General features: G+C 49.7%; 18 protein-coding genes and 1 pseudogene. 8 read left to right on the forward strand and 11 right to left on the reverse strand.

Features of this window, described 5'->3' with window-relative positions:
- Positions 1-443: pseudogene (locus tag A8707_RS22540) on the reverse strand (IS701 family transposase); the annotation flags it as partial.
- 231 nt (positions 444-674) lie between these two features.
- On the opposite strand from A8707_RS22540, the gene A8707_RS22545 reads away from it, so the two are divergent.
- From A8707_RS22545 to A8707_RS22560, 4 genes are read left to right on the forward strand one after another with little or no spacing between them, the layout of a single operon-like run.
- Positions 675-998: a 2Fe-2S iron-sulfur cluster-binding protein gene (locus A8707_RS22545; protein ID WP_068819434.1), complete on the forward strand. Its 324-nt coding sequence runs from the start codon at positions 675-677 to the stop codon at positions 996-998.
- 45 nt (positions 999-1,043) lie between these two features.
- Positions 1,044-1,220, forward strand: coding sequence for a hypothetical protein (locus A8707_RS29310; protein ID WP_197484979.1), 177 nt, complete (start codon positions 1,044-1,046; stop codon positions 1,218-1,220).
- Positions 1,217-2,311 (forward strand): DUF3326 domain-containing protein, encoded by a 1,095-nt coding sequence (locus A8707_RS22555; RefSeq protein ID WP_068819436.1) that lies wholly within the window; start codon positions 1,217-1,219, stop codon positions 2,309-2,311. The genes A8707_RS29310 and A8707_RS22555 overlap by 4 nt, the downstream gene beginning before the upstream one ends.
- Complete coding sequence (locus A8707_RS22560) at positions 2,283-2,957, forward strand: CPBP family intramembrane glutamic endopeptidase (protein WP_082906464.1); 675 nt, start codon at positions 2,283-2,285, stop codon at positions 2,955-2,957. The genes A8707_RS22555 and A8707_RS22560 overlap by 29 nt, the downstream gene beginning before the upstream one ends.
- A 136-nt stretch (positions 2,958-3,093) precedes the next feature.
- Here the strand turns inward: A8707_RS22560 and A8707_RS22565 are convergent, their stop codons facing one another.
- The 3 genes from A8707_RS22565 to hemE form a co-directional block, all read right to left on the reverse strand.
- The gene (locus A8707_RS22565; protein WP_068819437.1) at positions 3,094-4,680 is read right to left on the reverse strand and encodes a B12-binding domain-containing radical SAM protein; all 1,587 of its coding nucleotides are present in this window, start codon (positions 4,678-4,680) and stop codon (positions 3,094-3,096) included.
- A 102-nt stretch (positions 4,681-4,782) separates the two neighbouring features.
- Complete coding sequence (locus tag A8707_RS22570; RefSeq protein ID WP_068819438.1) at positions 4,783-5,769, reverse strand: NAD-dependent epimerase/dehydratase family protein; 987 nt, start codon at positions 5,767-5,769, stop codon at positions 4,783-4,785.
- A gap of 33 nt (positions 5,770-5,802) precedes the next feature.
- Positions 5,803-6,900: a uroporphyrinogen decarboxylase gene (hemE, locus tag A8707_RS22575; RefSeq protein WP_462686400.1), complete on the reverse strand. Its 1,098-nt coding sequence runs from the start codon at positions 6,898-6,900 to the stop codon at positions 5,803-5,805.
- 236 nt (positions 6,901-7,136) lie between these two features.
- On the opposite strand from hemE, the gene A8707_RS22580 reads away from it, so the two are divergent.
- A complete protein-coding gene (locus A8707_RS22580; RefSeq protein ID WP_068819439.1) occupies positions 7,137-7,439 on the forward strand; it encodes a WGxxGxxG family protein in 303 nt (100 codons plus the stop codon).
- A gap of 72 nt (positions 7,440-7,511) precedes the next feature.
- On the opposite strand, the gene A8707_RS22585 is transcribed toward A8707_RS22580, so the two are convergent.
- The 4 genes from A8707_RS22585 to gyrB form a co-directional block, all read right to left on the reverse strand.
- The gene (locus tag A8707_RS22585; RefSeq protein ID WP_068819440.1) at positions 7,512-9,239 is read right to left on the reverse strand and encodes a serine/threonine protein kinase; all 1,728 of its coding nucleotides are present in this window, start codon (positions 9,237-9,239) and stop codon (positions 7,512-7,514) included.
- Between the two features lie 61 nt (positions 9,240-9,300).
- Positions 9,301-10,185 (reverse strand): sensor histidine kinase, encoded by an 885-nt coding sequence (locus A8707_RS22590; protein ID WP_068819441.1) that lies wholly within the window; start codon positions 10,183-10,185, stop codon positions 9,301-9,303.
- A 121-nt stretch (positions 10,186-10,306) separates the two neighbouring features.
- Positions 10,307-10,663, reverse strand: coding sequence for a hypothetical protein (locus A8707_RS22595; RefSeq protein WP_068819442.1), 357 nt, complete (start codon positions 10,661-10,663; stop codon positions 10,307-10,309).
- Positions 10,664-10,941: 278 nt separating this feature from the next.
- Positions 10,942-12,882, reverse strand: a complete 1,941-nt coding sequence (gene gyrB, locus A8707_RS22600; protein ID WP_068819443.1) for a DNA topoisomerase (ATP-hydrolyzing) subunit B — start codon at positions 12,880-12,882, stop codon at positions 10,942-10,944.
- Positions 12,883-12,919: 37 nt separating this feature from the next.
- Between gyrB and miaA the strand changes: the two genes are divergently transcribed.
- From miaA to A8707_RS22615, 3 genes are all read left to right on the forward strand, one after another.
- On the forward strand, positions 12,920-13,984 hold the full coding sequence (gene miaA / locus A8707_RS22605) for a tRNA (adenosine(37)-N6)-dimethylallyltransferase MiaA (protein WP_231948356.1): 1,065 nt from the start codon (positions 12,920-12,922) through the stop codon (positions 13,982-13,984).
- Positions 13,985-14,121: 137 nt separating this feature from the next.
- Complete coding sequence (gene crtO, locus A8707_RS22610; RefSeq protein WP_068819444.1) at positions 14,122-15,816, forward strand: beta-carotene ketolase CrtO; 1,695 nt, start codon at positions 14,122-14,124, stop codon at positions 15,814-15,816.
- Positions 15,817-16,094: 278 nt separating this feature from the next.
- Positions 16,095-17,201: a saccharopine dehydrogenase family protein gene (locus tag A8707_RS22615; RefSeq protein ID WP_068819445.1), complete on the forward strand. Its 1,107-nt coding sequence runs from the start codon at positions 16,095-16,097 to the stop codon at positions 17,199-17,201.
- A 36-nt stretch (positions 17,202-17,237) separates the two neighbouring features.
- On the opposite strand, the gene A8707_RS22620 is transcribed toward A8707_RS22615, so the two are convergent.
- From A8707_RS22620 to A8707_RS22630, 3 genes are all read right to left on the reverse strand, one after another.
- Positions 17,238-17,522: a DUF427 domain-containing protein gene (locus tag A8707_RS22620; RefSeq protein WP_068819446.1), complete on the reverse strand. Its 285-nt coding sequence runs from the start codon at positions 17,520-17,522 to the stop codon at positions 17,238-17,240.
- 110 nt (positions 17,523-17,632) lie between these two features.
- Entirely contained in the window at positions 17,633-18,601 is a 969-nt protein-coding gene (locus tag A8707_RS22625; protein ID WP_068819447.1) for a DUF1350 family protein, read from the reverse strand.
- Between the two features lie 96 nt (positions 18,602-18,697).
- Entirely contained in the window at positions 18,698-19,477 is a 780-nt protein-coding gene (locus tag A8707_RS22630) for a hypothetical protein (protein WP_068819448.1), read from the reverse strand.
- Positions 19,478-20,085 lie beyond the last annotated feature (608 nt).

Here is a 20,085-nt window from a genome sequence, read left to right on the forward strand (position 1 = left end):
TGGAGCATCTCGATGAAATATTCGTTCTTTGTTTTATCCTCACGTTTGTCATAAATGCGAAAGTTAATCGGATCAGAATTACCCGCGATGTCTGTGTAATACAGCGTGATCAGATTGATTCCCTTAACCGTTCGTTTGTGCTTGCCAGACCAGAAGTATCCGACCAAAGCAGTTTTACTGGGGTCGCGGTAAGGCTTGTCCACCACGCTGTCATCGATACTGGCAGTTCCCCCTTTCAAAATCAGTTCCCCTTTGACTTCATCAAACAAGTCTTTAGGAGTGTATTGCTCTCGTAGTAAAAAGCGGTTAACGCTATCGTGACTGAGTTCTTCAAGAATCTCAGCCAAACGCACACAACTCACGTACTTGGGTTCTGCCAGGAGAAACAAGGTGTAAAGATTAGCGTTACACTGAGCAGTTGAGGGCTTTGACTGTTCTCTCACAACCGGATACCGCTGAATGGGCTAATCTCAACCCACCACATTTTTGCTTTCCTGTCAATGCGTAAGTCCTATACTAGCCTAATCCCATTTTGAGTTTCGAGTTTTAGATTTTGACAGACAGGGCGATTTCCTTCAAGCAAAGTGTTTTTTTAGCGTTGAAGCAGATTATCCACTTTAGCGCTGCGATTCTTCTAATATAAGGATGGGAACACACGCAAAATCATAGTTAAAATGGCAACCTACAACGTTGAAATTCTGCATCGGGGACACACTCACACGATCGCAGTCCCCGACGATCAAACAGTTCTTGAAGTTGCAAACAAATTAGGGTTAGATTTGCCCAGTTCTTGTACGGCTGGGGTCTGCACTACCTGCGCGGCTCAGATCTTAGAAGGAACCATCGATCAGACCGATGGCATGGGCGTGAGTCAAGAATTGCAGGATCAGGGATATGCTTTGCTCTGTGTGACGTTTCCTCGATCGGATCTCAAAATCGCTACTGAAAAAGAAGAAACCGTTTATCACCTACAGTTTGGACAGCATCAAAATAAGTAGATTGACGACACTAGAATGAATGATTTGGGCATTGTTTCGACAATTATGAATACACGCTTTGTCATCACTGAAGTTGACCTACAAGCAACACTAGCCGAAATGCAGCTCGCGATCGAGTCTACACTGCGAACCCACGGTGAGCCTCTCCGTTGGGCGGTCACTAGCGTGAACGCTAAGAACCAAAAAGCCCAGATCGAAGCGATCGTAACGACTTCTCCATGACTAAACGCCCCTATACTGTCGTTCTGATTGTGCCAACCGGGATCGGAGCCGCGATCGGAGGCTATGCAGGCGATGCGCTTCCGGTGGCGCGAATGATGGCACAGGTTTGCGATCGCCTGATCACTCACCCCAACGTTCTCAACGGTGCCCAGCTTTATTGGAATCTGCCAAATGCCCTATACGTCGAGGGTTACGGACTCGATCAGGTGGCGGCTGGCAGTTGGGGATTGCGTCCTGTGCATCAAAATCGGATTGGACTGATTCTCGATCGTGCCATCGAATCCGATTTGCGACTGCGACATTTACAAGCGGCGGACGCGGCACGAGCCACACTCGGACTGAATCTCACCGAGTATGTGATCACCGATCAGCCGTTAAACGTCCAGTTAAAAACCGCGGCATCTGGCGCGACTTGGGGCACGATCGAGCAGCCCGATAGCTTATTGAGAGCCGCAGATCAACTGATTCACAAAGCCGGAGCCACCGCGATCGCCGTCGTTGCGCGATTTCCAGATGATTGTGGAAGCGAGGCTCTGCACAATTATCGTCACGGTCAAGGCGTTGACCCGTTAGCGGGTGCCGAAGCTGTGATTAGCCATCTGATCGTGCGAACCTTTCAGATTCCTTGTGCTCATGCGCCTGCCTTGTTGCCATTGCCCTTAGAGGCAGAACTGTCGCCCCGATCGGCAGCCGAAGAATTAGGATTTACGTTTCTTCCCTGTGTTTTGGTGGGGTTGAGTCGCGCTCCTCAATTCATTACTCAAAGCATTCTTTCTAGCGTTCACTCTAGCGATGTGTGGGCTGATCAAATTGATGCGATCGTCATTCCAGAAACTGCTTGCGGCGGAAGTGCTGTGATGAGTCTCAGCCAATCTTCCGCTAAGATCATTGCCGTTAGAGAAAACCATACAAAAATGCAAGTCCCTCCAGAATCTCTGGGGATCAATGCCATCTCGGTAAATTCTTATCTAGAAGCGTTAGGCGTGTTGGTGTGCGATCGGGCTGGGATCGATCATAAAGCGCTGAATCCGGCGATCGCGCCTCTGCGCCATCTAGAAACTGATGCAGTCATCGAATCTGCAATTTGGTAGCCTGAGCTATAGTGTGATACCCGCTCTCGTAAACCTTACCCCCGGAATTCCAGTGGCACAAATCCCTGAAACTCCAGAAATGGAGCCGTTAACCCGCACTCAAGTCCTGATTGCAATGGGCGTAACCGCCGTTGTGCTGCTGCTCGTATCCAAATTTTGGATGCAGCTTGGCTCAGTCAACTTGTTGCCCGTGACCGTGAGCGCAGAAGCCATCTTGCAAGGGGTCGGGTTAGGACTCTCAATCACGATCGCTAGCTCGATCGTCTATCGGTTTTGGGCAGCCTATCGCGTCAGCGCCGATTACTATCTCGAACTCGTGCTCAAACCGCTGCTCATTCCCGATTTGGTTTGGCTGGGGTTGCTGCCTGGGTTAAGCGAAGAATTGCTGTTTCGCGGGGTCATGCTGCCTGAGTTTGGTCTCACCTTAGAAGGCGTTTTGATTTCTAGCGTTTGTTTTGGGGTGCTGCATCTCAGCAACTTTAAACAGTGGGCATACGTCGTTTGGGCGACCTGCATTGGCGCACTGTTAGGCTATAGCGCGATCTGGACGGGCAACTTATTGGTGCCGATCGTCGCTCATATTCTCACTAATCTAGTTGCTGCTTTTATGTGGAAATTGGGCGCTTATCCTCGTTCAAACTCCTAAGTTGTCTGATTGTAAGGCGACGGTTTAAGGGGGATTTTCAAAGCTAAAGCACCCATCGTAGGACGTTGAAAACACGTTCTAGAAGCTGTCTGACAATCATAGGAAAGTTCCCACGATCGCCAGACAGCCACAGCCACTAACGACTCATGAGACTGCTAGGCGCGATCGCCACGTCCTGACCTTTGAGCCGCTCCGCTTCGGTCAAGTAGTCTTGCACCTGAGCTTCAATCTGATCGCGCACAATCTGGCGATATTCTAGAAAATGCTCTTCGTGGGCACAGGTCGAGAGATAGTGCTTCCAGACCGCAGGGTTGCGTTTCATCATGCTGAATAGGTGATGCCAAAACTTCCAGCGAGTGCTGCGCTTGATTCCCTGTCGCCAGACGATGATCAAAAGCGCTCGCAGCTCGACCCAGCTAATCGGTTTTGACGGCAGCTTACACTTAGGGGCACCCATAATTAAGAAGTGCCGATAGGTACGATCGAGAAATCGTTCCGGGTCATATAGCTCACAAAATGCCTCAATGTACTCTCGCGCAATCTCTTCTAAAGGGCGAGTCGGGACGAAATTCATCAGCGTCGTTTGATTGAGATTGCTTTGTCCAAGCATTCTGCCTTCTTTTTCAAGGCGATGCCAGAGCGCTGTGTTGGGCAATGCTTGCAGCATTCCAAACGTGGTAGTGGGAATGCTGGTTGCTTCAGCAAACTGGACAATGCGATCGCCCGCACCCGTTTTTTCACCATCAAAGCCGATGATGAACCCTGCCATGATGCGCAAGCCCGATCGCGTGATTGCCTCCACCGACTCTGAGAGAGAATTGCGAGTATTTTGAAATTTCTTCGTCATCGCTAGACTTTCTTCATCGGGCGTTTCAATGCCCAAAAAGACCGCGTTGAAGTTACACTGACTCATCAATTCCAGCAACTCGGCATCTTGCCCCAAATCGATCGAAGCCTCGGTGCTAAACCGAAACGGAAACTGATGGGTTTCTTGCCAGACTTTGAGTTCTTTGAGAAACAGTTTGACGTTGCGCTTATTGCCGATGAAGTTGTCATCGACCATAAACACGGGTCGCCGCCAGCCGAGATCATAGAGATAATCCAGTTCTGCCAATAGTTGCTCAGGGGTTTTGGTGCGGGGTTTTCGCCCGTAGAGCACGATAATGTCGCAAAACTCGCACTGAAAGGGGCACCCGCGCGAAAACTGCACCGACATCGCATCGTAGGCAGTAAAATCTAGCAAGTCAAATCGAGGAATCGGCGTGCCCGTGATATCGGGTTTCTCACCGCCCGATCGAAACGTTCCGTGAGTCTCACCTCGCTCTAACGCAGCGACAAACAGCGGTAAGGTGATTTCGCCCTCGTCCAGAATCAAATAATCTGCCCCCGTCTCAGCAGGCTCATGAGGAATCGAGGTCGGATAAGGTCCGCCGACTGCGACCGATTTATGGCGGCGTTTGGCTTCTCGAATTTGGTCGAGCATGTCTTCTTTCTGCACGATCATGGCAGACACGATGACTAATTCTGCCCAGTTCCATTCTTCGTCAGAGACTGAACGGATATTGCGATCGACTAGCTTAAACTCCCAGGCCTGAGGCAAAATCGCCGCAACCGTCACCAAACTCAGCGGCGGCAAAAGAACTTTACGATCGATTAGTTCTAATAATTTTTCATACGACCAGAAGGTTCTGGGAAACTGAGGGTAAATGAGCAAAACGCGCATAATTTACAAAGCCTCACACAAAAAACGTGACCCATCACAGACTTCTTGAGCGTATCGTCTTGCTTTCAAGTTTCCAACATTTCTAGCAAGAGATTTTAGAATTCATTCAGGCTCTCTGATTTTGGAACGTCGCGGTTGCCGTCGGGGAATTCCACTAATCTTTAGAACGTCGTAAAGCGTCGCACAATAGGTTGGCAGCCCAAACGTGGCGGGGCTGACAGCATTTTGGTAGGTGAAGTGCAGATAGTGAAGTGAAAACCGATCCCAGTCGCCCATCTGAATGCGAAACAGGAAAATGAATAGATCTGCCAGCCAGAGTGAGAGCGGAATGCGGAAATAGATTTTTTGATTGAGATAATCACAGGTTTCTTCGATCGTTTGATTGACCGTGATTTTCTCGTTGCCTAACACCAGGTCACGCGGCTCACTTTCGCCAGCAGAATGCTCGACTAAATGCCGCACCACTTGAGCAATATCTCGACCGTGAACAAAGTGAAAACTGCCCTCAGCGTCTAAAAAGCGAATCAACTTGATCCATTTCACAACATCTGCAATGCCTGACGAAATGTGTGAAAGAGGATAGCCATCGCCGCCCCCCAACACTAAAGTGGGAAACACCGTGGTGATTTTAGGTGCGATCGCCAACTCACTCAGCCGCGAATAGCAAATATATTTAGAGCGAATGTAATCGCTGCCAATCTCACCCGCTTCTTTAAGGGGCTGATTGTCACGACCCAACACGCTCGCCGTGCAGAAATAGATGACTCGATCGCAGACATCGGGGTCGAGCAGGCTCATTAACTCCAGAGTTTTTGCAACGTTGATGTCATAAACGTCGTCGCCGCCCCACGCCGCTACTGTCAGCACTGCACAGTTAATGGTTTTTAAGAGACTGCTGTGCTGCCCAATGTCTCGCATATCAGCGCAAATCACCGTGACACCAGGACGAGCACGAACGTTTAGCTTGAGCTTGTCAGGGTTTCTGACCAGCAAAAACAATTCATGCTCAGTCTCTTGAATTAACGCTTCGGCAATGTAGTGACCGATGCAGCCACTCGCACCAGTCACCAAGATTCGCTTTTTGGTCATTTGAGCGCGGGTAGGGTGTCGGGTGTTTCACCCTTAATAAGTTGACGTAGCTAGTAGCTTATCAACCTGTTTGGCAGTTTCAAAGAAGAACGCCGCATTTTCCTCAGGTGTAAGGGGAAGAATACCATGTCCCAGGTTGAGAATGTGTCCTCGATTACCTGCTTTGCGGATAGTGTCGAGAATCCGATCGCGAATGAACTCTTTAGAGCCAAACAAAACACCGGGATCAATATTTCCCTGCACTTTGACCTCTTTGCCCAATCGGGCACGGGCATCTGCCATGTCGATCGACCAATCGACGGAGATAATATCAGCCCCCGACTGTGCCATTCTCTCTAAGACACCTGCGCTGCCGCTCACCAGTAAAATTAGCGGCGTGTCGGGATGGGTTTGTTTGACTTGCTTGAAAACGCGCTGCTGATAGGGCAGGGCAAACGTGTCGTAATCTTGCGGACTCAGTTGCCCCGCCCACGAGTCAAACATCTGCACGACTTGAGCGCCACAGTCGATTTGATAGCGGATGTAGGTGGCGATCGAGTCTGCCAATTTGCCCAGCAGTTGATGCAAAATGGTCGGATCTGAGAACGCCATGCTCTTGATCACCGAATAGGTTTTAGAGCCTTTGCCCTCAACCATATACGCTGCCAGAGTCCAAGGTGCGCCGACAAAACCCAGCACGGTTGACTGGTTGCCGACTTCTTGACGCAGTGCCGTAAGAATTTCTTTGATGAAGGGCAACGACTCTTCTGGCTCTAGCGGACGCAGTTGATCGACTTGTGCCTGGGTGCGAATCGGTGACTCGATGATTGGACCTTTGCCTTCAGCAATATCCATTTCAACGCCGATCCCCGGTAGAGGCGTGACGATATCGGAGAACAGAATTACGCCATCTGGCTGAAAGGCTTTCCAGGGCTGAAGCGAAATCTCGATCGCCACGTCTGGAATCTCTGAGCGCTCACGAAACGAGGGGTAGCGATCCCGCAGATCTCGATAGGCTTTCATATAGCGACCCGCTTGTCGCATCATCCACACAGGAGGACGATCGAGCACTTCTCCGCGTGCCGCCCGCAATAAGTAAGGAACCTGCTGCCCCGTCATTTCCGCCTCTTTTGATAAGTGTTTCAAATCCATTTGTCAGCTTATCACTGTGAGTCTTCGCTTTCGCTGACAAAGCCTGTAATGTAACGGTTTTGAAATGTTTTGCAAGAGTGAAAAGTCTGTCAATAGAGGCATGATCCCGATCGAGGGGTTGACCAAACCGCTACTTAAAGAAGAGAGGGATATCGAGCCTAAGAATGATTTGAATTGGGCGCAGACTGCATAATCTTGAATTGTTCAAAGAAAACTTAATCACAAGGTTCTGAATTATGAAAAACAACACCATTGCTAAGGTTTTGGCTGCTAGCACTGTCGCTCTAAGTTTGTCAGTTTTGCCTGCTTCAGCTCAGACAGGGACGGGGACGACAGGTACGGATAGCACGGGTACGACAGGTACAACAACAACTACCCAAAATTATGACCACGGCGACGAAGGCAGAAACGGCTATTGGGGTTTGATGGGCTTGTTGGGTCTGTTTGGTCTGTTAGGTCGTCGCAGCAAGCAAGATGACGTAGCAACCGCTTATCGTGATCCCAGTGAAACTGAAACCACTGGCTCTCGCCGTTACTAAATCGCTGTGCTGACTGCGATCGCTAACGTTTTTGGGCAGATAGATTATCTGCCCTTTTGCTTTTTTAAGGGACTAATGCAGATCTGCATCCCAAACGGCAACGTAAATACGATCGCGGTTATTTCGCTCAATCACGCCTTTTAGACTGCCTTGCTGAAAGCTGTATTGACTCGATTGCCGTTGATAGACCCGCTGAAGCCCTGCCATTACGTCTGACGGGGCTTGGCTTCCCAACATCCCGTTAACGGTGACTCGCATCAGCAGTTCATCCATTGACGGGGCAAACGAGGCTTCGGTTTGGCGAACTTGATTGGAGGTGCGATCGTAGATATAAGCCAACGTCACGCTGTCGGGAATGACTTCATACAAAGCGCTGCGAGTATTTGCCCAATACCCTGTCTTGGTGGAAGTCGGTTCGCCTAGAGTCGCTCTCACTTCAGACTCGGAGGTGCCTGTCGGAAAGCCGGGAATTCTGGAGGAAATTTGAGTTGAGGGTTGGATACTTTTTTGGGGCTTTGGCGTGGGTTGACTTGAGGGAACTGGCTCTGGGGTTGGAGGAGTTGGCTCGATCGAGACTTTCACTTCTGGAGATGGCGCGGCAGAAGGCGTAGGAGAGGGTTCGAGTGAAGGCACGATCGAGGGTGAGGGCTCAGTCGTGACGATCGAGACCGGAGTTTCTGGCGGGTTTGGCTTGGATAGCAATGACCCGATCGCTACCGCAGTCAGTGCAACACCAGCGGCGGCCGCCATTCCCAGCACTAATTTTAAGCCAGACTTGCGCGGGGCGGAATCAGTTCGTGGATTGACACCCACTGCCTGAGTTCCCGCAATGAGTTCCTGCAGTGGAGTGCGATCGGGTTGAGAGGGCAACAGGGGAATCGTAGGTTCTTGCGTCTGCCAAGGAGTAATCGGGATTTGAGGAGCGCTATTTAGCCCAACTGGAGCCGTGGCTGCGTTGGGGATGGATGTGATACCAGAAATCCTCGATTCAGACGGTGGCAGGAGTTTGAGCCAAGCCTCGATCGTCGCGGGACGATAGCGCACATCGAGCGCCATCCCCTGCATAACTGCTTGATTGACCGAGGCGCTGAGGTGAGGCTGTAACGATCGGGGATCAATCATCGGCTGACGATCGCGTAAAATCGAAGCTGTCGGAATCTGAGCCGTCAGCAATGCGTAAAGAGTGGCTGCTAATCCATAGACATCGGTAGCGGGGCTGCGCTTTTCTTGGGCGAAATATTGCTCGATCGGGGCATATCCCGACGAAATCATGTTGGTGTGGGTCTGTGTCGAACCGGGCGTAAACTCACGAGAAATCCCAAAATCGATCAAGACGACTTGCTGAGTTCCTTCTTTAAGAATGATGTTTTGGGGCTTAATATCGCGGTGCAGCAAGCCATTTTGATGAACCACTTGCAGCGCCGAGCCGATCTGCCGAATGTAGTGAATGGCAGTTGCTTCGGGCAGGGGTCGATCGGGGAAGACCCATTCTTCTAGCGTCGCGCCAGGGATGTAATCCATCACCATGAACGATAAGCCGTCTTCTAAAAAAAAGTCGCTGACTCGCACAATATTGGGATGGACGCAGATCGCCAATCGTCGCGCTTCATCTTGAAACTTGCGCTGAAACTCTGGGAAGTTACGATCGTTCCGCAACGCTTCATTTAGCGTCTTGATCACCACCACCTGATTGAGATAGTGATGAGTTGCCTTAAAGGTGATGCCAAAGCCACCGCGTCCCAGTTCTGCATTTAGAGTGTATTTGCCACCCTGAAGCGTTTTGCCGATTAGCGCATCCATGTTTTATCGATTCACAGCTAGCCCATTCTAAAACGCCTTTAGACTAGCGTATTTTGTGAAGCTATTGGTCTGTCTCTAGAGCAACCAAAGGAATTGAACACTGAATGCGACTCAGCGTTTCTTCAGATTCAGGAATGGCTAACCGTTCCAGTCGCCCGTTCATAGCTTCCATCAAGGTTTGGCTCAACAGAAGACTAAACTCCGGCGATCGCGCTTTTGGCTCAAAGGAATCTGGCTTCAGCGGTTCATCCAAGACCGAATTCAACAGGTCGATCGACTCCTGCCAAAACTCTGCGGGACGCTCATCTTCTAGCACCACATAAGCGTAGTCTGAATCAACCGACAGCACCGAGAGCGTGATTTTGCCTTGCTGCATCGTGTCGATCGCGCCATTCACCAAATTCAGCAGCACTTGCCGAAACCACTTCGGGTCTGCCAGCACAAAAATCTCAGGCTCAGGGATCTGAATCGTCATCCACAGGTTGCGATTTTCGGCTTTGAGATGGGTCAGGGTTTTGACTTGCGACAGCATTTCAGCGAGTTGAACAGGCTGCAGTTCTAGCGCGTCGGTTCCCTGCTCGACTCTGGCAACGCCGATCGCTTCATCTAAAATCTGCACCATTTTGAGAGCAGACTCATGCGCTTGAGTGATGAATTCTCGCTCCTCGGCGGTGTTTTCGCACAGGTCAGCCAAGATCAGTTGATGAACGCCAATAATCCCGTTGAGGGGCGATCGTAGCTCGTGAGAGGTGCGCGACAAAAACCCTCCCTTAAACTGGCTCATCTCGATCGCCATTTGATATGCCAATTCACGTTGTCGATCGCGAGACAAATCTGCTGGAGAAGTCGAAACTTGTAGAACACGGCGATCGCTGTTAGATTCGCCCCAGATCCATCTGCCGATGGCGAGTCCTATTCCCAGATATATCCAATCCGTCCAGTTCATAGCAAATTACTCAGCGATCGTCTTATCGTAACCCAAGTACGTCGAAGCGTTTTTAACTGCGTGAGTTCAAATCCCTCAATAAAAAACAGGCTCTGGCACGACTGCTAGAACCTGTAAATCCTTATTCTTCTATAACTTCTCGAATGCGGCGCTCTAAACGATCGAGATCCAGCCCTCCCTCGTCGCGAGAAAAGCGACGGACAGACTTATTCACTTGCTGTAAATCATTAAACAAGTCACGCAAAATCTCTTGCTGCTGACGAGATTGAGTCACCTCACGCGGCTCTTGCACTAGATCTCGGACGATCGAGTCTTCTGCCCGTGACGCAATAATCGGATCGGTCTGTCCTTCTAATTGAACAAAGGTGCGACGACCGGGACCGCGATCTTCTTCGATCGGAACGACCGCCGTCACTTGGTCAGAGCGCACATACTTACCAAACCCCAGATGTACTAGCACTGCCGATTGAATTCTCATTTGCTTTCTCTTGACTCTGATATTCCTATTATCGCTTTTTTGATAATCGTTATAAGCCTCTCTCTGAGCGGTTTCTACGCCATCTTAAGTAGAGTTTGCCACCGCATTTTATTTCTAGCAGAGAACTCAATTCGAGTCCTGCTTTGAACAGGAAATATCGCGGTTTGTGTACAGCAATGTTCTAATCCAGTGAGCTACAGCTATGAGTAGAAAAAGCAGCCGTCTCTAAAGATTGCTGCTTTTAGTCTAATTTCACCGAGTCTGCAAGCTGAAAACCGTTAGATATCCAAATCTGCCAGGTTCATCTTAGAGCCGTAGGTTTCGATAAACTCACGACGAGGGGCAACTCGATCGCCCATCAGCACTGTGAACACTCGATCGGCTTCGGCAGCATCCTCAATTTCAACGCGCTTAAAGGTGCGAGTGTCGGGGTTCATCGTGGTGTCCCAAAGCTGCTGAGGCATCATTTCACCCAGACCTTTGAAGCGTTGAATTGTGTAGTTTGCATTCGCTGGGAACTCTGCAATTCGGGCATTGCGTTCACGCTCGGTATAGCAGTAGTAGTGGTTGCGACCTCGCTCGATTTTGTAGAGCGGCGGACAAGCGATATAAATATAGCCCTGGTCAACCATCAAGCGCTGATAGCGATAGAAGAAGGTGAGCAATAGGGTGCGGATGTGTGCGCCATCTACGTCTGCGTCGGTCATGATCACGATGCGGTGATAGCGCAGTTGAGACGAGTCAAACTCTTCGCCCTTGATACCCAGACCCAACGCCGTAATCAATGCCTGAATTTCGGTGTTTTTGTAGATCTTAGAGTCGTCGGTTTTCTCAATGTTGAGAATTTTTCCGCGTAGAGGCAAGATGGCTTGGAAGCGTCGATCGCGCCCCTGTTTTGCAGATCCTCCCGCAGAATCGCCTTCTACGATAAAGATTTCAGATTCGCTAGGGTCACGAGAGGCACAGTCTGCCAGCTTTCCGGGCAGGGTGGAAGATTCTAGAACCGATTTGCGGCGAACGAGTTCCCGCGCTCGTCGTGCAGCTTCGGCAGCGTTAAACGCCTGAATCGCTTTTTCTAGAATCGCATCCGACACGGCAGGACGGAATTGCAGATATTCGGTTAAGACTTCGCCGACGAGAGAATCGACGATGCCGCGAACTTCAGTGTTGCCCAACTTGGTCTTGGTTTGTCCCTCAAACTCAGGGTCGGGGACTTTGACCGAAATCACGCCCGTCAAGCCTTCGCGAATGTTTTCACCCGCTAAGTTTGGCTCCCCTTCTTTGATTTTGTTGCGCTTGCGCGCGATCGCGTTCAGCGTTCTCGTCAAGACAGCTTTTAGCCCTTCTAAGTGAGTGCCGCCGTCGATCGTGCGAATGTTGTTAGCGAAACCGAGAATGTTGTCGGTGTAAGCATCGACGCACCATTGCAGCGAGACCTCGACATGGACATTGTTGCGCTCACCCTGCACGTAAATGACTTCCTCGTGCAGAGGCTGCTTGTCGCGATTCATGTAGCTGATATATTCGCGGATGCCGCCTTCGTAGAAATAGGTTTCGACGTGGGGCTGTCCGTCTTTGAGTGAGGCGGGGCGGCTGTCGGTAAAGGTGATTTTCACGCCACCGTTTAGGTAAGCGAGTTCGCGGAGTCGTCCGGAGATCGTGGCGTAGTCAAACTCAATGCCATTTACGAAGATCGTCGTATCGGGCAGAAACGAGACAGACGTTCCGGTGCGGGATGATTCGGGGCTGGGCTTTACCTTCAACTCGCCGATGGCGATGCCGCGCTCGAAGCGTTGAGTGTGGATGTTTTTCTCACGCCAAACTGTGACTTCGACCCACTCAGAAAGGGCGTTGACGACTGAGATCCCGACTCCGTGCAACCCGCCGGAGACTTTGTATCCACCGCCGCCAAATTTACCGCCCGCGTGGAGGATGGTCATCACCGTTTCGAGGGCTGACTTCCCGGTTCGGGGGTGAATGTCTGTCGGAATGCCGCGCCCGTCGTCTGTGACTGACACTGAGCCATCTTGGTTGATGGAGACTTGAATATTTTTGCAATATCCCGCCAGCGCTTCGTCAACCGAGTTGTCTACAACCTCGTAAACTAAGTGATGAAGCCCGCGCGGTCCGGTGGTGCCAATATACATTCCCGGTCGCTTACGAACAGGCTCAAGACCTTCGAGGACTTGAATCTGATCAGCACCATAATTTGTTGTCATAGTTGAAGCGCTCCCTTAGGCGGTCTGAAACTCTCTAATGAATCCAGAGGGTAAAATCTATGTAAATTCTAACACAAAAGGCTTACGAGCGATTTTGAGCCGCTATCAAGCGAAGTTTATTAGAGGAATGGATCAGCCTATTTTGCCTGAAGAATTGAATTCCGATCGCATCTTTTTATCGTCTAATACACTTGTACCATCTCTCATTATAGTGTGCGGAGCCACTGCAACGGGGAAGTCTAGCTTGGCGATTTCTCTGGCACAACGGCTCAATTCGGTGATTATCAGCGCCGATTCTCGTCAAGTGTATCGAGAGTTTGACATCGGCACCGCAAAACCAACTCCTTCAGAGCAAACACTCGTCCCTCACTATTTGATTGATATTTGCGACCCGATCGAGACTCTCACCCTCGCCCAATATCAAGGATTCGCGCAGTCGCTGATTCAAACTCCCAGCCCTAAACTTTTGGTAGGCGGCACGGGACTCTATATAAAGTCGATCGTTCGGGGGTTAAAGATTCCGAGAGTTGCGCCACAAATGGAGCTACGATCGCAGCTTCAATCGCTTGGGCAATCTCAACTCTATTCATTCTTACAACAAGTCGATCCGGAGTCTGCTCAACGAATTCACGCGAACGATCAGGTGCGGACGCTGAGAGCGCTAGAGGTTTATTACGTGACGGGTCGCCCGATTACTGAGCAGCAGGGAGAATATCCGCCGAGTTATCCGATTCTGCAAATTGGGTTGGATTGTGAAAGCGTTGAGGCAGGCGATCGACGCATTGAGCAACGCACTCGTCACATGATAGAGATGGGATTTGAAACGGAAGTGAAAACGCTGTGCGAAAAATATGGCAAAGATTTACCATTACTAGAGACGTTGGGCTATGGCGAAATGAAGCGATATCTGAACGGTGATATTTCCCTTTTGGAGGCAGAAAAACTGATTGTCTTGCACACGCGTCAGTTTGCCAAACGGCAGCGCACCTGGTTTCGGGCAGATTCGACGATCGAGTGGTTTGATGCCGATCGCCCCGATCTTCTAGACCAAGTGTGGAACCACGTCCTCGATTTTCTTGATAATAGCAAAGCACGCCAATAAGGTCGCCCTCACCCTAGCCCTCTCCCAAAAGGAGAGGGGACAAGAATTCTAGCCCTTCTCAATTGGGGAGAAGGGTTGGCGAGGGCAACTTATATTTGCATTCAGCAACGCCCAAAATAACTCTCTGGAGTCAGTCAATGCAAACCTACGATGTCGTCATTATTGGTGCAGGTCACAACGGATTGGTCTGCGCCGCCTATCTGCTAAAAGCGGGTTACAGTGTGCTGCTGCTTGAAAAGCGTTCGGTTCCCGGTGGGGCAGCGACAACCGAAGAGGTGATGCCCGATCGTGCGCCAGGGTTTAAATTTAATCTCTGCGCGATCGACCATGAATTTATTCATTTAGGTCCAGTAGTGGAGGAGTTAGAACTCACCAAATATGGGCTGGAATATCTGTTTTGCGACCCAGTGGTGTTTTGTCCGCACCCAGACGGGAAGTATTTTTTGGCGCACCGATCGGTTGAGAAAACCTGTGCAGAAATTGCGCGATATAGCGATCGAGATGCCAAAAAATATGCAGAATTCACCGATTTGTGGCTGCGAACGATTAGTGCAATGACTCCGATGTTTAACGCGCCGCCTAAGTCAGTTGTGGATATTTTGGGCAACTATGACCTCAAAAAACTCAAAGATTTCTTTTCAGTGGTCGGCTCCTCAAACAAAGCGCTAGATTTTGTTCGCACCATGCTGACGAGTGCGGAAGACATTCTCAATGAGTGGTTCGATACTGAAATCGTCAAAGCTCCCCTCGCCAGATTAGCGGCAGAATTGAGTGCACCGCCATCCCAAAAAAATCTGGCGATCGGAGTGATGATGATGTCAATGCGTCACCATCCTGGCATGGCACGACCCAAAGGGGGAACGGGGGCGCTAGTTGAAGCGTTGGTCAGACGGGTTAAGAGTTTGGGCGGCGAAATTCTTACCGATCAGCAGGTCAAGCAAGTGTTAGTCGATGATGGTCGAGCCGTGGGAGTGCGGCTCAATAATGGAACTGAGTATCGAGCGACGCGAGGCGTGATTTCTAATATCGACGCAAAACGATTGTTTTTACATCTGGTCGATGAAAACGATGTTAATAAAGCCGATCCAGAACTGCGCGATCGCTTAGATCGGCGCATCGTCAACAACAATGAGACGATTCTTAAAATCGATTTAGCGATGTCAGAACCGCTAAAGTTTGAGCAATATCAGCATCAAGACGAATTCCTGATCGGCTCAATTCTGATTGCAGATTCCGTCAAACACGTCGAAATTGCTCACACCGATCCGGCGATCGGCAGAATTCCCGACTCTGATCCGTCGATGTATATTGTGCAGCCCACGATGCTCGATCCGACGATGGCACCCGACGGCAAACATACGCTGTGGATTGAATTTTTTGCCCCTTACCAAATTGAAGGCGCAGAGGGAACCGGACTCAATGGCACAGGCTGGACGGATGAGATTAAAAATCGCGTCGCTGATCGCGTCATCGACAAACTCGCCGATTATGCGCCCAACGTCAAAAAAGCCACGATCGCGCGTCGAGTCGAAAGTCCGGCAGAACTGAGTGAGCGCTTAGGTGCTCTCAAAGGCAATTATTATCACATCGATATGACGCTCGATCAGATGGTCTTTTTTCGACCGTTGCCAGAGTTGGCAAACTATAAAACTCCGATCGAGGGTCTATTTCTAACAGGTGCCGGAACTCATCCCGGTGGCTCAATTTCAGGAATGCCGGGACGCAACTGTGCGCGAGTGTTTTTACATCATCAAGCTCCGATCTCCCAAACGCTGAAAGATATCAGAGAGTCGGTGAAGTCTGCCGCAGATTCAGTCTTTCGGCAGTCGTAATTTATGCTGATTGTGTGTCAACTCTATTGCTAATTCTATTGTCAGACGAAATCTCTGATTTATAGCTTGGTGTGTTTATAGATATTGATCAAAAACTCGCATTGCAGACTCTACTAATGTTTCTCAAATCACTTCAGAAGCAGATTCATTTCATAATGCAACCATTCTTCTATCGGAATGGCAGATAGCATTAAGATCTAAGAAAAGTCGTAACGAGAGCGACTGGCTCGTTTCTTTGCGACAACCCACCCTAACGCAGGATTTGGTGAGCGATCGGCATGACAAATCAGGTTTTGATTCTCGGTGGCAGTGGCAGAATTGGCAGCAAAGTGGCGGCTGACCTGCTGGCTCATACTCAGGCATCGGTGACGATCTCGGGTCGCAACTCCACAAAAGGAGAACAAAAAAGTGACCATCTAGGGGCACGAGTCCGATTTGCGACGGTGGATCTGGCAGATCGCGGCGACCTTCAAGATGCCATTTCTCAAGCCGATGTCGTCGTTCACTGTGCCGGACCATTTCACTATCGCGATGCTGAAGTTCTGAAGATGTGCATTCAGCAAGGCGCAAACTATGTGGATGTTAGTGATCATCCTTCGTTTACGCGCAAAGTGTTAGAGCATCGAGCCGAAGCCGAAGCCGCAGGCGTGACTGCGATCATCAACACGGGCATTTTCCCAGGCATCTCAAACAGCATGGTGCGTCAGGGAGTCGAGCAGCTAGACGAGGTTGAAAAAATTCACCTCAGCTATGTGGTGTCTGGCTCAGGAGGCGCAGGCGTGACGGTCATGCGAACCACATTTTTGGGGCTGCAACGTCCCTTTAAAGCCTGGATTGATGGAGAATGGCGATCGGTCAAACCCTATAGCGATCGTGAAGTTGTCGAGTTCCCATCTCCCTATGGCAAGGTTGGCGTTTACTGGTTTGATATGCCAGAGGCGTTCACGCTGCCTGATACCTTTCCAGTCAAAACGGTGATTACTAAATTTGCGACGGTGCCCACGTTTTATAACTACCTGACCTGGAGCGTGGCACGGTGGTGGCATCCTAGCTGGTTACGCAACTCGGCGGTGATTGAGTTTTTATCGCACGTTAGCCACTTTATGACCGATGTTAGCGATCGCTTTAGCGGCATTGGGGTCGCGATTCGATCGGAGGTCACAGGCACAAAAGATGGGCAACCGATGCGCTGTTGTTCGACGCTGACTCATTCTGACACGGCGATCGCGGCAGGGAGCGGCACAGGCACCGTCGTCGAGTTATTGCTGTCAGGGCAGTTAAAAAAGCCGGGAGTGTGGGCGATCGAGCAGGCACTCCCGACCGATTTATTTGAGCAGGTGATGCAAAACCGAGGCATCAAAATTCAGCATCAGTTGATGCCTTGAGAATCGTAGGTTGAATGGTTTCAATTCTGCGTGTCTCTAAGCCTCGACTTTTACCCCTTTCCAAAAGGCGATGTAGCCTGTGATATTTTTGGCAGCATCTTTTGGAGTCGGATAATACCAGGCGGCATCTTTGTTGACCTGTCCATCAACTTCGACCGTGTAGTAGCTGGCAGTTCCCTTCCAGGGGCAGCCTGTATGAGTACTGCTTTCTTTAAAATAGTCTCGCTTGATTGAATCAGGGGGGAAATATTGATTTCCTTCTACCACTTCACAGCGATCGCTGTCTGCTAAAACTGCACCGTTCCAGATTGCTTTTGGCATAGCTAACGTTAATCAATTTACAAACAATGACTTTATGTTGACATACTCTCCTACCTAAAGGCGATTGGATTCTAGGGTCAACAGGAATTGTAGGCAAAGCCCGCCTAATGTCATTTAACCAAAGAAATAAGGCTCTCCACCGATTCTAAGTTAGTCTCAACTTTGGTTTGTCGCTGCCTTAGTTGCGTTAACAACTGAATGGTGTAGCGCTCAAGCAGTCTACCTCTAAGCAGTTTGATAAACTTGTCAAACGGGTTGAGATCTACGATGTGCTCACCTACTTTGATACCCAGCGGTTCCAGGTGTCTGCCGGGTAGTTCTGTGTGCAAAATTGGAAATTTTCTCGTCTTCAATTGCCGAATCAGCCAGAGAACATCGCTATTTTCTTGGGTTTTCTGATCCTTAAACTCATCGGTTTCACTGCCAGCTAACTGATCGTCAGCAAAGGAAATGACAGCCGTAAGATTAAACAAACGACTCTGTTCAATAAAACACTGAGTCTGTTCTCTAGTCGGCAACACCCCTAGCCCAACTCGATCGAGCAACCGGGCGATCGCTCGGATCGGAACTGCACTTTCGGTATTGCTGATATCAGGCGCAACTAACAGCGAAGGTTGAGACAAGATTGAAGCACTCTCTAACTCAGCATTGGCAATAATCGCCTCAACCTGCTTATAAGCCTGCGGTTCAACACAAGATTCTGTAATCTGTTTCCATTGATCACCGCTGAGAAATTCCAGTAGAGCAATATATTTGCAGCCTAAGCTGTGCCCCAGCCAAAAGTAATTGGCTTTGTCTTGATAGACATCATTGCCTGTAATCTTCGAGAGTTCTGCGCGGAGTATTTCTTGTTCTTTGAGTAAATCGATCGCGATCGACCAGTGACGAAAGCTAAACCGGAAGGGCAGTGCAATAATGGTGTAGCCTTCTTCAAATAATGTTTGCAGAAAATATCGATAGAAAACGGTTGGAAAGGTGCCAAAGAAAGCGCCGCCAATAAACTGAATTACCCCCTTGGGTTCAGGGTGAATCGCGACCCAACTAAAACCAACCGGACTGAACCTGAAAACTGGAGCCATGACGGTTCTCAATGATGAAGGACGATCGACTGAGGAATGAGGGATGAAACAAGAACTCAGCTTCGTTTCATCCCCGATCCTAGGCTTGACGGACTACTAAGTAGAAGACACTCGAACAGGGATGTTCAGCTTAGAAAGCGCATCACTCAGGTTCTCCAAGCTTTTGGGATCTCCATCCAATTGAGCCATTAATTGAATCAGGCTTTGAGATTTTTCCAGGTCGTCTGCATCTAAAAGTGACTCGATCGAGTCGGTAGGCAACGACTGCAAAACTCCCGGTGTGATTACGGGAATGACAATTCGCTGATCGGATACAATTTCGTTCAACGCTTTGCCTGTAGCAACCGTCAACGGGTAGTTGATTTGATCGAAATCTCCGCCCGCTCCACCCGGAAAATTATTGGGCAAGAAGGTTCCCCGAATCTCAGGGTTGAGTAACACTTTGACTGGGGTTGTGCTTTGAGGCTGTCCCTGAATGCGCGGCAAACTCAGGGTGACAAAGCCCCGCACTTCAAAATCAGGATTTTGATCGGCAAACAGGCTAGGGTTAGGCAACAACTGTACAGAAGCCGTTTGTCTGGGTGGTAATACAAATGTACCGCCAAAAATAGTGCTGTTTGCACCACCCGATAAAGGAATTGGAGTATTCGCTCCTGCGATGTCATAAAACAAGGCAGCATTGCCAAACAGCGTGCGATCGGGATCACCCGCAGGATTAGGCTTGCTGATGTTGAACCGGATTCTATAGGTTAACGGTTTGAACTCCAGGTTCGTGATGGTTAAGAAGTAGCCTTGTACGACTCGTCTAGCCACATCTTGCGGAGCAGGCGGAGGAGCAATGCGTTTAACCAGTAGCTCAAAGGTTGAAATTTCCATAGTTGAGTCAAACTCCTAGTGAAGGGATGCATGATGTCTAATGCACCATCAGTTTGGCTGACTCTGATTGGAATTGATGGTGCCCAAGTGGGCACTTTAGACCGCGACAACTTTTCGGTGATGGCACGATCTCAATAAGAAATTCATCAGAAGCCGTGTAGTCATTCACCTTGGGGGGTGTAACACGCCATATCACGGGTTCTAAAAACCTCTGACTTATCGCACTTAAGAAAGTGTTCACGGGTGCTCAGAAGTTGGGTCGCAGAGCCTTTATCCGTAAGTTCATCCTGGTAGATGCCAATGGTTGCAAGAAGGGAGACAACAATTATTACAAGCTGAGAAGACAGAATCTTGACTTCATTGGATCAAGTATCAGTTCCTAGTGCAGAGTAGACCTCCTGCATGAATCAGCCCTCACCCTAAATCCCTCTCCCAAACTTGGGAGAGGGACTTTGAAACTGGCTCCCCTTCTCCCAAACTTGGGAGAAGGGGCTGGGGGATGAGGGCGTTCTATAGCCACTGCCACATTGGTTAGGACGCAGCTTGTTTAAGAACAAATTCTACCGCATCGCGTAGGTTGTCCGAGTCGCGCAACTGCTTGCGAATAC

Source organism: Phormidesmis priestleyi BC1401 (assembly GCF_001650195.1).
Taxonomy (GTDB): domain Bacteria; phylum Cyanobacteriota; class Cyanobacteriia; order Leptolyngbyales; family Leptolyngbyaceae; genus Phormidesmis_A; species Phormidesmis_A priestleyi_B.

Bases quoted from the DNA above. Each gene is read 5' to 3' on its own strand.
- A8707_RS22555 (WP_068819436.1), top strand. From the start codon at position 1,217: ATGACTAAACGCCCCTATACTGTCGTTCTGATTGTGCCAACCGGGATC.
- A8707_RS22630 (WP_068819448.1), bottom strand. From the start codon at position 19,477: ATGGAAATTTCAACCTTTGAGCTACTGGTTAAACGCATTGCTCCTCCG.
- A8707_RS22620 (WP_068819446.1), bottom strand. From the start codon at position 17,522: ATGCCAAAAGCAATCTGGAACGGTGCAGTTTTAGCAGACAGCGATCGC.
- A8707_RS29310 (WP_197484979.1), top strand. From the start codon at position 1,044: ATGAATACACGCTTTGTCATCACTGAAGTTGACCTACAAGCAACACTA.
- A8707_RS22590 (WP_068819441.1), bottom strand. From the start codon at position 10,185: ATGAACTGGACGGATTGGATATATCTGGGAATAGGACTCGCCATCGGC.
- hemE (WP_462686400.1), bottom strand. From the start codon at position 6,900: ATGGATTTGAAACACTTATCAAAAGAGGCGGAAATGACGGGGCAGCAG.
- A8707_RS22570 (WP_068819438.1), bottom strand. From the start codon at position 5,769: ATGACCAAAAAGCGAATCTTGGTGACTGGTGCGAGTGGCTGCATCGGT.
- A8707_RS22565 (WP_068819437.1), bottom strand. From the start codon at position 4,680: ATGCGCGTTTTGCTCATTTACCCTCAGTTTCCCAGAACCTTCTGGTCG.
- A8707_RS22595 (WP_068819442.1), bottom strand. From the start codon at position 10,663: ATGAGAATTCAATCGGCAGTGCTAGTACATCTGGGGTTTGGTAAGTAT.
- A8707_RS22545 (WP_068819434.1), top strand. From the start codon at position 675: ATGGCAACCTACAACGTTGAAATTCTGCATCGGGGACACACTCACACG.
- miaA (WP_231948356.1), top strand. From the start codon at position 12,920: ATGAATCCAGAGGGTAAAATCTATGTAAATTCTAACACAAAAGGCTTA.
- gyrB (WP_068819443.1), bottom strand. From the start codon at position 12,882: ATGACAACAAATTATGGTGCTGATCAGATTCAAGTCCTCGAAGGTCTT.
- A8707_RS22560 (WP_082906464.1), top strand. From the start codon at position 2,283: ATGCAGTCATCGAATCTGCAATTTGGTAGCCTGAGCTATAGTGTGATA.
- A8707_RS22585 (WP_068819440.1), bottom strand. From the start codon at position 9,239: ATGGATGCGCTAATCGGCAAAACGCTTCAGGGTGGCAAATACACTCTA.
- A8707_RS22615 (WP_068819445.1), top strand. From the start codon at position 16,095: ATGACAAATCAGGTTTTGATTCTCGGTGGCAGTGGCAGAATTGGCAGC.
- A8707_RS22625 (WP_068819447.1), bottom strand. From the start codon at position 18,601: ATGGCTCCAGTTTTCAGGTTCAGTCCGGTTGGTTTTAGTTGGGTCGCG.
- crtO (WP_068819444.1), top strand. From the start codon at position 14,122: ATGCAAACCTACGATGTCGTCATTATTGGTGCAGGTCACAACGGATTG.
- A8707_RS22580 (WP_068819439.1), top strand. From the start codon at position 7,137: ATGAAAAACAACACCATTGCTAAGGTTTTGGCTGCTAGCACTGTCGCT.